Annotated in this window: 8 protein-coding genes; 5 read left to right on the plus strand and 3 right to left on the minus strand. The window is 41.2% G+C overall.

Going from position 1 to position 13,491, the window contains the following annotated elements; genetic code table 11:
* The first annotated feature begins 13 nt into the window (after positions 1-13).
* The 5 genes from FNH22_RS14380 (at position 14) to FNH22_RS14400 (ending at position 6,755) form a co-directional block, all read left to right on the plus strand.
* Complete coding sequence (locus FNH22_RS14380; RefSeq protein ID WP_143399100.1) at positions 14-1,357, plus strand: T9SS type A sorting domain-containing protein; 1,344 nt, start codon at positions 14-16, stop codon at positions 1,355-1,357.
* On the plus strand, positions 1,354-2,469 hold the full coding sequence (locus FNH22_RS14385; RefSeq protein ID WP_143399101.1) for an alanine racemase: 1,116 nt from the start codon (positions 1,354-1,356) through the stop codon (positions 2,467-2,469). Before FNH22_RS14380 ends, FNH22_RS14385 begins: the two co-directional genes overlap by 4 nt.
* Before the next feature lie 189 nt (positions 2,470-2,658).
* On the plus strand, positions 2,659-4,488 hold the full coding sequence (locus tag FNH22_RS14390; protein WP_143399102.1) for a hypothetical protein: 1,830 nt from the start codon (positions 2,659-2,661) through the stop codon (positions 4,486-4,488).
* A 76-nt stretch (positions 4,489-4,564) separates the two neighbouring features.
* Positions 4,565-5,839 carry a M20/M25/M40 family metallo-hydrolase gene (locus FNH22_RS14395; RefSeq protein WP_143399103.1) on the plus strand — a complete coding sequence of 425 codons (1,275 nt, stop codon included), beginning with the start codon at positions 4,565-4,567 and terminating at the stop codon, positions 5,837-5,839.
* A gap of 25 nt (positions 5,840-5,864) precedes the next feature.
* Positions 5,865-6,755, plus strand: coding sequence for a hypothetical protein (locus FNH22_RS14400; RefSeq protein ID WP_143399104.1), 891 nt, complete (start codon positions 5,865-5,867; stop codon positions 6,753-6,755).
* Positions 6,756-6,998: 243 nt separating this feature from the next.
* On the opposite strand, the gene FNH22_RS14405 is transcribed toward FNH22_RS14400, so the two are convergent.
* The 3 genes from FNH22_RS14405 to FNH22_RS14415 all read right to left on the minus strand — a co-directional run bounded on the left by FNH22_RS14405 (position 6,999) and on the right by FNH22_RS14415 (position 13,469).
* Positions 6,999-9,614 (minus strand): carbohydrate-binding protein, encoded by a 2,616-nt coding sequence (locus FNH22_RS14405; protein WP_143399105.1) that lies wholly within the window; start codon positions 9,612-9,614, stop codon positions 6,999-7,001.
* Positions 9,611-9,793: a hypothetical protein gene (locus FNH22_RS14410; protein ID WP_143399106.1), complete on the minus strand. Its 183-nt coding sequence runs from the start codon at positions 9,791-9,793 to the stop codon at positions 9,611-9,613. Before FNH22_RS14410 ends, FNH22_RS14405 begins: the two co-directional genes overlap by 4 nt.
* Before the next feature lie 151 nt (positions 9,794-9,944).
* The gene (locus FNH22_RS14415) at positions 9,945-13,469 is read right to left on the minus strand and encodes a VCBS repeat-containing protein (protein WP_185154232.1); all 3,525 of its coding nucleotides are present in this window, start codon (positions 13,467-13,469) and stop codon (positions 9,945-9,947) included.
* Positions 13,470-13,491 lie beyond the last annotated feature (22 nt).

The raw sequence follows: 13,491 nt of genomic DNA on the forward strand, positions 1-13,491 counted from the left end.
TAAACTTATCTTTATGACCTATGATAAAAAAATTAGCCTCTTCTTAACGCTAGCCACTTTACTTACTGCTATTGCCTCATCCATAGCTCAGGTGAATGAAGTTGGTAATACCACATTTAAAATAACCGTGGAAGGTGAAGAATTAAAAATCCCATATTATTTCACAAAACCCCTGGATGAACTCAACAACGATGTCAATACCCTGGTCATCTCTCAACATGGCACCAACAGGAACGCTGCGGACTATCGTCTATCCATGTTCACTGCTGCTGTTGAAGCTAATAAAAAAGACCAGTCACTGGTAATAGCCCCGCAGTTCCTGAGAGAAATTGACATCAATACGTTCAATTTGGCTGATGATTATTTGTTTTGGTCTAATAACGGATGGAAAGTCGGAGATCTCTCGCAGAACACCGACAGTAATCCGCGTCCCTCCAGAATAAGCTCTTTTGAGGTTATGGACCTGATGATTATGAGCGTTTTGAACAGTGGAAACTTCCCTAATATCGATAAAGTCGTCCTTGCCGGATTTTCTGCCGGAGGTCAGTATATAAATCGTTACGCTGCCTCTAACCTTATACACGACGAAGTTAAACAAACATTTGACATAGAAATGGAATATATGGTAGGCGCTCCTTCTTCTTATGTTTATATGAACGACGAACGCAGAGTAATGGGAACTACAGATGAATTTGAAGCCGGGGCTCCGGGGTCATGCCCTGAATTTAATGAATATAAATATGGATTAAACGACATAAACACCTATTTGTCCATTACCGGACCTAACGCTATTATTGAACAATACAAGACACGCAAAATACTGTACGCCGTCGGTAGTGAAGATAATGATCCTGATGGCAATGCTGTGGACAACAGCTGTCCTGCTGTATTGCAGGGTGAACACAGACTTGAACGGGGCATGATCTATTTCAACTATCTAAAACACTTTTATGGCCCTGAGATAGAAGAGCTTCAAAGTTTTGTCAGCATACCTGAAGTAGGACATTCCCACAATCCGCTGTTCCGTTCGAAAGAAGTACGTGACTGGATATTCAACCGCCCTGGTGTAACTACCTCTAAAGACAATCTGTCTATAGGAACATTTTCTTTGAGAGCTTATCCAAATCCGATGAAATCATTTTCAGAGTTGTCCTATTTTCTCCCTAACCATGAACATGTTTCTTTAAAAATAGCTGACCTGAATGGCCGTGTCATTCGGGAGTTGGTAAATACCGTTCAAACGCAAGGTCCTCATACCGTGCGATGGGAAACAGACAGTCAACCAAACGGGCTATACATTTTACAGTTACAGGTAAAAGATAAATTAAAAACAATTCCCATTATTGTAACGCAATGAACAAACCATTTTCTAAGAGTCAAATTACTGAGCCTACATTATTATTAAACCAAAAAATATGTCTTGAGAACATTGGTAGAATGGCTGAAAAAGCTTCGAAAAATGGTCTGATTTTTCGGCCTCATTTCAAAACTCATCAGTCTCATCAAATTGGAAAATGGTTTCGTCTGGCTGGAGTAAAAAAAATCACGGTGTCATCATTGAAAATGGCAGAATACTTCGCTGAAGCCGGCTGGAAAGATATCACCGTTGCTTTTCCGGTAAATATCCTGGAAATAGAACGTATCCAGCGTCTGGCTGCTGCCATACAGCTTAATCTATTGGCAGAGTCTCTTGATACAATCAACTATCTGGAAAAAAATCTGAGGTCATCCGTAAACCTCTTTCTAAAAATTGACATTGGATATCAGCGCACAGGAATTCATCCTGATAAAAAAGAAAAGATTCAAAACTTGCTGAATCGCATTGATACCTGTACTTACTTACAGTTTGCCGGGTTCATAGGTCATGCAGGACACAGCTACAAGGCACGGTCTAAGCAAGAAATAGCTGACATTCATACTTCAAGTACTGATGTGCTAAAAGAACTTAAAAAAGAATATCAGGGTAAATTTCCAGGCATGATCATTTCTACAGGTGATACCCCTACATGTAGCGTAATGGACAATTTTAGTGGTATAGACGAAATACGCCCAGGTAATTTTGTATTCTATGACCTTACACAACATGCCATCGGATCCTGCCGTCTTAATGACATAGCCGTGGCTATGGCATGTCCCATTGTTGCCAAACATGCAGACCGAAATGAATTGATAGTATACGGTGGTGGAGTTCATTTCTCCAAGGAGAAATTAACCATACCTACTGATAATCAAACCCTAAACGGTGTAGTTGTACACTTAAACAAGACCGGCTGGGAGTTTACCAATGGTGGAGAAAATTATGTATCAAAACTTAGTCAGGAACATGGCACCCTCAAGGTTGATCAGCAGGTATTTGATCGCTATGAGGTAGGTGACTTGATAGGTGTCCTTCCCGTCCATTCGTGTATGACTGCTAACCTGATGAAAAGTTACAGGACCCTTGAAGGGGAATTAATTGCACGGCTCTGAAATCAGCCCTTTCTCGAATTCAATTTTATTATCTTATTATAAGGTCACATAACGCAAAAATCCGTTATGAGTAAGGTATTTTAAATCTTTCACTTTTTTCTTTGAAAAAAAGAGTATCAAAAAATCTTTAAGTTCTCTATTAAAGGTAGTTGGCATTTATGCCGGTTATTAACCTTAAAAATTGATACCATGAAGAAACCACCTTATATGTCATTACAATACCTTTCCGCCTTTATAGGTATATTGCTTTTATGGGGATGTAGCGACGACGAACCAACAGTAGACCGTCCCGAACCCACCATAACCTTTCAAAACAACCTTGAGGCTGACACCCGACTATGGGGTGAAGAAGCAGGTATACTAGCGACTGTAGATGCTCAGGCCGGTTTAAAAACTCTTGTTGTGACAAAAGACGGGGTAGAGATCGAAACGATCCAATATCCGGAAGGTAAAGCCGGTGATGAATATGAAATAAATGAAAGTATACCACTGGATGCAACCATTGGCACTGAAATCGTCTACGGTTTCACCGCTACTGACCGATTAAACCGGGAAGTACCCAACACATTTACCATTACCGTCGGTACACCACCGGCGCCACAATTGTCATTCCCAGGTTCTGATAACGCTCTGTTACAAGCTGGAGACTCTATAGATATATCCTTATTACTCGACGCGCAAGCAGGTATATCTGATGTCTTTATCACCAAGGACGGAGTGCCTTTCGACACAGTGGCATTCGATAATGGCACATTTGAAGTAGGCATTGATTACAGAGCTGGAATAAGTGCCAGTCTTTTTGTAGGAGATATGGTCACTTATGGTTTTCAACTGGAAGATATACTGGACAGAAAAACAGAAAGCATAGATTTCACGATTGAAGTAGGCACACCCGCACCTACTTTCACCATTATCGATACACTTATCGTATCTCAGAATTATAAGTGGATAAAGGGAGATATCAATATTGATACTACTTTACTATCCAATGAAAGTTATGCATTAACCGGGATTGTAAAAGTGACTAACCGGGCAACATTAACTATTGAAGCCGGCACTACGATATATGCTGACACTACAGGAGTATCGACACTCGCGGTTCAACAAAACAGCAGTATTATGGCTGAGGGCACTTCTGATGCTCCTATAATCTTTACTTCGTTGAATGATAATCCTGAACCCGGAGACTGGGGTGGTATACATCTGAATGGGTTAGGAACGGTAACTGCACCTAATGCCTTGCTTGCCGCAGAGGTAGGCGATTATGGTGGCTCTAATAATGCTGACAATTCCGGCACAATGAAATATATAAGGATAGAATATGCCGGCAGGTCGGTAGGAGGAAGTACCGGTGCATTAAACTTTAATGGTGTTGGTAATGCAACTGTGGTTGATTTCGTTCATATTTTCAATCCTAATTCACATGGAATACGGTTCAGGGGAGGTAAAAGTGGTTTAAAGCATGCTCTGGTAACAGATCCGGAAACACGTGCGATACGATGGGATAATGCATGGACCGGTTATGGACAATTTTGGACAGTCACCTACAGTCAGGAACCACCCTCAAATGATACAGCGATAGAAGGTCGTGATGTGGGATCCAACCCTACCATTTCCAATGTCACCGTTTTAAGCCTTGGTGGAATCGCCTTAGATAATACCCGCGGTATACGACTCAGAAGCAATACACATGGTAAAATATACAACGCTATCATAACAAATACTGAGCGTGGTGTACGAGCTGATACCGGTGCAGAACCTGATATCACCAATGGAGATCTTGTATTCGCCAATAGTAGAGTATTTAACAACCCCGAGGGGAATTATCGTAATGACGGTGCTGAGTTTGAAAACGGTTTTGATAATTCCAGTACACCTGTGACCTTAACCGGATATGTAGGCTCTGACGCCACCGGCGCTTTAGACCCAACTACTTTGTCTCCATGGTTCTCATCTGCGAGCTATATTGGAGCTGTAGAAACAGGCAATGACTGGACAACAGGATGGATTAAGGAATAATTGCAGTAAGAGAAGAATGCTTGACAGATGGATCAAAATTGAATATAATACACTTTACTCCAACGATACAAACACCATGATCAAACGAATTACTAGCTCCATTTTTATCCTGTTATGTTGTTTAACCTGTGCATTTGGTCAGCCCACCGTAGCCAAAGAATATGTATGCCAGATTGAAAAGCTGAGTAAAAACAAAGCTATAAAGACGGCATTGACACATATCACAGAGCTGGAACCTCAGACCATAAAGGACCTCATTTTACTCACAGAAATCCCAGCACCCCCTTTCGAGGAAACGGAGCGAGCAAATAAATTTAAGGCTATGCTGGAAGAAGCTGGCGCTGATAAAGTAGGGAATGTTCTGGCTTTACGAAAGGGTAGTAAAGGTGAAAAAGTGGTTGCGTTAGATGCTCATATCGACACCGTTTTTCCCAGAGAGACTGATGTCAGGGTCAAATATCGTGGAGATACACTGGTAGCTCCCGGTATTGGTGATGATACACGTGGCCTTGCTATGATCCTGGCGGTACTAAAAGCACTCAATAAAGCGGAAATAAAAACAGAAGAAAATCTCCTTTTTGTGGGTACTGTTGGCGAAGAAGGGTTAGGAGATCTCCGGGGAGTTAAACATCTTTTTAGTGAAGAAACGGATATTAAGATCGACTCATGGATATCCATAGACGGCGGTAAAATAGGACGTGTAAACCATGGGGCATTGGGTTCAAAAAGATATCGCGCACATTTTAAAGGTAAAGGTGGTCATTCATGGGGTGCATTTGGGTTGGCTAATCCGCACCACGCATTAGGAAAAGCTATCGAGTATTTCGTAAATGATGCACTAGTATATACGAACCAAAAAGGCGCGAAAACCTCTTACAGTATTGGCAGAATCGGGGGAGGAACTTCAGTAAACTCCATCCCTTTTGAATCCTGGTTTGAGGTAGATATGCGATCTCTGGATCCCAATAGGCTGGAAGAAATCAACACCATCTTCCAAAAGTCTGTTAAACGCGCTGTTGAGGACTACAATGCTTCCGGTGTTAAAGACAAAGTGACTCTGGAGCTGGAAATGATCGGAGACAGACCTTCCGGTATACTTTCTGCGGATCTCCCTCTCATTCAAAGAGCAGTCGCTGTTACAACCCATTTTGGTGTAAAACCCAGGCTAACGACAGGTTCAACAAATGGTAATATTCCCATTTCTTTGGGTATTCCCGCGATTACACTGGGAAGAGGCGGTAAAGGCGGTGGAGCCCACTCTTTAGATGAATGGTGGCTTAACCAGGACGGTGCCAAATCTATTCAGCTAACGCTGCTTATTTGTGTAGCTGAAGCTGGATTAAATAAATAGTTGTCTTATATAGTTATAGTTGGTTATGAACAAATTTTCAAAGAAGCTCTGTCTTCTATTATTCCTCAGCGTCAGTACACATGTAATAGCACAAATTGAACAAGGTCCCGGAAGTTTTCTCTACAATCAATACGAACCTCTAAAGGACAAACCGCTTAAGGTTTGGTATTATTCGCCGAAAAAAGACCCTTCTGATCTACCTGTTTTAATGGTATTGCATGGCACAACCCGCAATGCAGATGTTTATCGTGATAACTGGATCGGATTAGCAGATAAGTATGGCATTTTGGTGATTGCTCCTGAGTTTTCAAATGGCCATTTTCCTAAAAGTCGTTGCTACAATCTGGGAAATATGTTTAACGAAGAGAACATTCCGATTGAAGAGGCCAAATGGTCTTATTCTTTAATAGAGCCCCTGTTTGATCATATTATTGGAATGATTAACGGCAACCAACAATATTATGCCATGTTCGGTCATTCTGCCGGTGCACAATTTGTGCATCGGTTTGCCATGTTCAAGCCGGACAACCGGGCCCATACCATTATATCTTCTAATGCCGGGTGGTATACACTACCTGATTTACAGGTCAATTTCCCTTATGGACTACGAAACACAACCGCTTCAGAAGACCAGCTTAAAAAAGTATTCCAGAAAAAAATGATCATCCAATTAGGAGAAGCAGACATTGACACTAATCATAAAAGTCTTAGAAAAACAAAAGAAGCGTTACAGCAGGGGGAGCATCGCTTTGCCCGGGGGCAGTACTTTTACCAACAAGCTGTGCAAATGGCTGATGCCCTTAGCACTGACTTCAATTGGGAAATAAGAACGGTTCCAATGGCCGGCCATTTTAATAAAGATATGGCTATACCTGCAGCGACGTACTTATTTCCGGAATATCTTGTCCATAAGTAGTATTTCACTGTTCAATGAGTGAGCAACAAGCAGCAGGTAATAGTGTATCATAAAATTTTGCCTGCTGTTGATCTAATTATCATTTAATTGTTATGTTCATTGTCAATGATGATTGAAAAAAAGACATAACACTAATACCTTATTTTCTTCAAACAGGGCCTTTTCCAGCAATTTTAGTTTTCAGAGAAGGCCTAAGTAAAACATAGGGGTATAATTGCTATCGCTTTATAGCAGGGGGTTTCTTTACTTTTTGATAATACGAGTGGCCATCAAATCGTTGACCATCAAAATGTAGGTTCCACCCGCCAGGCTACTCAAATCGATGCTATTTGATCTTTTAGTCAACAGGATGTCTCCTACAATTGAATAGATCTTCAAAAGGGGGTCGCTCCCTGATTTTAGTTCTACATTCAGAACATCCTGTACAGGGTTCGGATAAATACGGGAGCTAAAACCTTCGGTATTATCAATGGATGTTATACTGTTTTTAAAGAACGAAAACCTATCCAGATTAAAACCGCCCGTTGATGTTACTCTCAAAATTGCATTGATCGCTGCTCCGAGAGTAATGTTGTTCACGGAAAATGTTTTATATACATTCCAGTCTGAGGTACCTGATACATCAACAGTTGCTATTTCCTGATCATTAATACTAACCTTAAGGTCTCCCACAACCTCCAATGCAGAGGCAGCGGATACATTCATTTTATAAGTGCCGGCATCAATATCTACCGTATATTCAAGCCATTCATCATTGTCAAACCAACCCACTACAACACCATTATCAGGGCCACTGCCAAGATCCACATTATCTCCGGCTCTCAATGCAGGATCACCATCTTTCGTAGTATTGTCGCTATAAGATATACCTTGTCCGCCCAAATCATAATTTTCTGCTTCTATAACTCCAGGTATGTCGGAAGCTTTCCCCTGAAAAGGAGCCTGAGGCTCAGCTGGTGGGACAGATACGGGAACAGGGTATTTAGTTCCAGGGGTGGCCAGCATTTGTGAACCGATACGGATGCTGTTTGTTCCGACCGAAATATTCTCTAATGGCCCTATCTTAGGATGAGTACCCACCCTATCCAACAGGTTGAAATCACGGTTTACAGTAATAGGATTACCCTCTTCATCTGCTATACTTTGATTGGCAAAAGGTATTACACCCACTAATGCCTCGTTTACATAAGGACTGGTGATATTTTTGAATGAATCATCAAATTCAAAAGAAAAGTCAATACCCGTTTCAGTATCAGTGATCTTATAAGAAAAGTTGAACATACTGGTAAAGGCATGTGTATGTGCTGTAGCCGGGTTAGTACCACCGATGTACAAATTGTAATCTACCACATTTCCCGCACCGGAGTCTGCACTGAAATTGACAGGCCCAGAGCCCCCGGCAAATATGTTGTTATACATCTGATTGTATTCAATTTCCACTTTTTGACCATTGTTGGTTTGTTTGAGTGTATGTGGTTTTAAAGTATAGGCATTTCGCGCACCGGACCCACCATTTCCAAATTGCTGTATGGCAAAACTAAAATTGCTGTTTACAAACAGATTATGAGCAAAAACGGATCCTCCTGAAAAAACAAATATGGCCTTATCCGTTCTGTCTATAATAATATTATTATCTACCAGGGTGGGCCCTATGTTTGCCTCCAAAAATAATGCAGTGGTCGTCATCGGGCTTCCCACCAGAAAATTTCTTGTAATACGGGTTCCCTGATTCGCAAAATCAATCCATATGCAATAAGCCTGGGACTCATCGCTTTGCGTGGCAATTACATTCCGTATCAGGTTATTTTCGATAAGTACGTCTACACAATTCCATATTTTAATCCCGGCAGGCTCATACCCGCCAAATTCATTTCTGAAATTAATGTCCTCTATCCGATTGCCTTTTATGGCAGATCGGGTCATCCCCTTCTGGCCTGCAATACCATACTGCCCACATCGTGTGATGATATTATTTCTTATTACATGATCTCCAAAAGCCGTGATATCTTCGAAAGAACCCTGGTCATCAAAAGACTCTCCCATCATTATCCCAGCCGTTTTAGAGTAGCTTACTTCACAGTTTTCAATGATCCAGCCTTTTCCCATTTTTGAACCTACGGCACCTTTTTGAGTAAGCGGATTCGGGTCAGAGTCTCCTTCATTAGGCGCCTGCCAGTTCGGTGCGGCATGCAAAAACCTTAAGCCATCTATTGTTATATAATCTATGTCCAATGCTGAAGTGTAAAATATAAGCTCCCGCACATTGATTTCTGTCAGTGCCGTATTTGGGTCCTCCTTTCCAAAATTAGCGTAGAGTATTGTTTCACTACCTTCTGTAGTGGTATACCAGCTGTACGGTTCTTCTTTTGTCTGGTCCAGTGTTTGCAACTCGTTCAATACGCCATTATTAATATAAATATCCCCTCTATGATGCCACTGTCCATAGTTTTGAAAATCACCGTCTACCCTCAATTCATAAGGATTGTAACCATTGAAAAAGGATGAAGGCAAAGTCACTTTCCAGGTATTATCACCGTTATCCTCCCAGGTGTTGATCACTTCAGAACCTTTAACAAATACTTCCTCACCGTCTGCAGCTTTGAACGTAATTCGGTTAGCACCAGAGGTCCCTCCAACAGGAGGGTTGACATATTCCCTGTAAGTACCTTCATGTATAATGATAACATCTCCCGGAGCAGCCATGCCGGCAGCCTTTGAAATAGTCAAATAAGGGTCACTAACAGTTCCTGCATTGGAATCACTGCCGGTTTTTGCCACATGTATTTCCCCGGATCTCGCGTTTGAACAGGACGCTGAAAGAAGTAGAATGAACAATAATACATTGATTAAAAGTGTCATAAGGTTAGTTTTAGGTTTGCAAGTAGTATTTCAGGAGTGTTGGATACCGGGGCCAGCCTACCTACTCTTTCATTATAAATGCAACAACTTTCCTGAACATTAAGAGACAAGGAATGGCCCAAGACCAATACCAGGAGTGAGAATATAAGTCGATGTTTTACATAATAGTCTTTTTTCATAGATTGATCATTTAAAATTTCATCATGACGAGTGTGCCCATATCGGCCAAAGCAAGTGTAGTGAAATGCTTTTTATCATAGGTCCGGGTTAAATTGAACAAACAAATTTCCATACCTCCCTGAGTCATTGGTTTGGTAGAATAAAGCCACTCTAATTTGAAATTGGTACTGTTCTCAGATTTATTCCCCGATCAAAAATTTCAATAGCCTCCACACTATCTGAATTGATGTAAAAATCTTGAGAAGATTGAGAGAGATAACCTTCACCAAAATGAAATTCTTCCTTGCGGGTTTTGCCATTCTTAAAACGGATCAATGCATAGCTGTCTTCACTTTTGACGTTGACATGTAAATTACCAACGTTATCACTCAAGGAATAAAACGTCAATTGGCCACTATTTTCGGTTGATATAAGAGCAGGTTTTCCATTGATATGGATCATCGATAAAGCTCTTCGGTCTCCGTCCAGAAGTAATCCGGAAAACCTGGGTGGAACAGGACTAAAGTTGCCATTTCCGTCTCCTTCCAATACTAACCCAAGTGAGGCGTCCTGGATCCCTCCAATCAACTCGGTGCTGTAGTCATTGCCCTGGATCAGAACATCAAGATTTCCATCATAATTAATATCATATACCTGGATACCTGTGACAGGTGAAATTTGAGCTGGGGCGGGCAGTTTTCTGACCCTAAATTTTGAACCTCCAAGATTCTCAACGTAAAGGGAAGAGAGATTGTCCGCATAACACATCAATGCACCCTTAAGTTGGTCCTGAGGAAAGAGGGTATTAAATTCTGCTTTTCCAAAAGATTTGTAGGTGCCAAAGTTTCTTTTGATATGAGGTAGTTGGGATACTATTGCATCACGGGTATGTAATGGAAATGCCTTTCTGTCTCCATTTTCATCCGGGTGATATTGAGAAATGATCGGGTCTACCGTACCATTGTTATCAATATCTTTACCATAAAGTTTCATTGGCTGATCAGGTGTCGCATTATATCGGGTGTTCTCTCCAAAATTCCCCAGGATATAGTCAGTGTCCATATCGTTGTCAAAATCACCGGACGCTATGCTATTCCACCAACCATTGGTATTCATCAGGCCAATAGACGTATTATCAAGTTTCTCGAATTCACCGTAATTATTTCTAAGACATGTAACTGGCATCCATTCACCAACAATAATAATATCCTGCCAGCCGTCATTATCAAAATCTGTCCATAATGCAGAACTTACCATACCTACGTCCCTAAAGGTTTGTCCCTGCTTAAACTTACCGTCTTCATTTTCCAACAAGTAGCTATGTGGTCTAAGTGGGTAGTATCCGGGCATTACCCTCCCTGCTATAAAAAGGTCAATATCTCCATCTTTGTCATAATCAGCTCCGCTAACAGAAGAACCACTCATGTTGATCTGCGGAAGTATCCCTTTGGATTTAATAAAACCTCCCTGACCATCATTTATATACAACCTGTCTTCATACATGCCTAATTGAAATGGGAATGAACTACCACCTGTGGTCACATAAAGGTCGAGGTCATCGTCATTGTCAAAATCGAATAAAAGACTGCCCGTGTCCTCCAGTGGCTGATCATATTGCAAATCATGTTCCTCAAACTGACCGGACTGCTGCTGGATAAAGAATTTTCCAAAAAAGCCTGAAGCCCCTCCAACAAAAAAGTCATCTAAATCATCCCCATTTACATCCCCTACGGCCAGGGATGGGCCCAATTTCGAATGCATTTTCAAAAGAAGTGGTTGTATATTGAAATCGACAAATTCATTCTCCTGATGGGTAAATGAAAGACCAATATCGCCTGTCATTTCTTTCATATGAAAGGTATGGGAGGGGGTAATAGCATGTTCCGGATTGGGAGCACCATTTTTATGATCAATGGTTATTAATTGATCACTCCTGACATTCCTCAGTACCTCACTTTTCGATCCGGGCCAAGTTACGCTGATACTATCTATCACTTCTGATGTACCCAACCCAAAGTGAACAGTCGCATCCACTGTTGAACCATAACCGCGATAAAGAGATTGATAATGATATTGTAACTTACCTTTGCTATGCACATAAATTTTAGTTCCAAGGCCCATTGGATTCATTTCCGGCCCTTCTAATCTTACCTGAATAAAGTGTTTTTTTGATGTATCCAGCGTATTCTCATAGACATGGGCGACATCGTTTATATTATTTACAATAAGATCCAGATCACCATCTTTATCCAGGTCAACGAATGCAGCGCCATTTGAAAAGGAGGGTTCTAAGATGCCCCATAGGGAGGAGTGGTCTGTAAACCTGAGACCTCCCTCATTTTTGTACATGTAGTTAGGCACATATATGCCGTCCATGTTATTATAAACTTCTGCAAGGTTTTTTGATTTGGCTGTCTCATTTGCACCCTCATCACCACGATAATAATTGACGAAGTCCATATCGGTCACGTTTTTGACAAAGCCATTGGAGATGAAGATATCTTTTAGGCCATCGTTATCGAAATCTGCCATGAGGGGAGCCCAACTCCAATCGGTCTGATATACGCCTGCCATTTGACCGATTTCACTAAATGGCAGCAACTCCTGTCCCGGGCTGATACCATTGTTTAATTGCAGTGTATTTCTCATGAATTGAGGCAGATAGCCTAATTGCTGCATTCGGCTGTATAAATTATAATTCATAGGTAGTAAGGTTGCCTTTTGACGTTGATTGTTCTGGGGCAACATGTCCAACGTCATGATATCCGGCCAACCATCATTATTAATATCAGCCATGTCTACTCCCATAGCATTTTCCGTAGCGTGCTTGAGATATTTCTTACCTTGTTCTAAAAATTTTCCGTTTTTTTGATTGATATAGAGCAGGTCATCGGAGAAAAAATCATTGGACACATAAATATCCGGCCAACCGTCTCCGTTTACGTCATTGATCGCTACACCAAGGCTCCATCCATCAGCTATAATCCCTGCTTCCTGGGAAGCGTCCATAAAAACAGGGTATCCATTTTCACCTAACCCATTATTTCGATACAACAGGTCTCTGGTTCTTCCCGCTATCATGGAGGAATTCTTAGGGGCTGCCACTACTTTAGAGAACAGGTCAACCTTGTTTTTTATCAAATAGGCATCCAGATCACCGTCAAGGTCGTAATCCAGGAATGCCGTGTGCGTTGTAAAACCATCATCACTAAGTCCAAATAAGTCAGGCACTCTCTCAAATTGCACATCAGCATTTTTCTGACTTTTATTCAGGAATAGAATATTCTGACATCCATTTTTGCAGTTCACGCCTACACTCAGGTATAGGTCCTGCCATCCGTCTGCATTTATATCTACTACTGAAACACCCACTACCCATTCTTTCGTGGCAGTATTTGATGTTTCAGTGATATCAGCAAAAGTAAGATCGCCTTTGTTGAGGTAAAGTCTACTGGAGACCATATTACCTCCAAAGAAAATATCAGGAAGACCATCATTATTAAAATCACCTATACCCACCCCGGCCCCGTTATACACATCATAATTACTGACTATATTTAGTTCGTCATTTTCCGTGATCAGGTTATTGAAATCAATGCCAGTCGAATTTGATGGTTTAAGAATAAAGAGCGTATCCTCCTCCTGCTTCCGCCATTCATTACATCCTGAAATGATAAAAGCTAACAGAATAATCAAAATTGATGATATGTTTACTCCG

The organism is Fulvivirga sp. M361, from assembly GCF_007097395.1.
Taxonomy (GTDB): Bacteria; Bacteroidota; Bacteroidia; order Cytophagales; family Cyclobacteriaceae; genus Fulvivirga.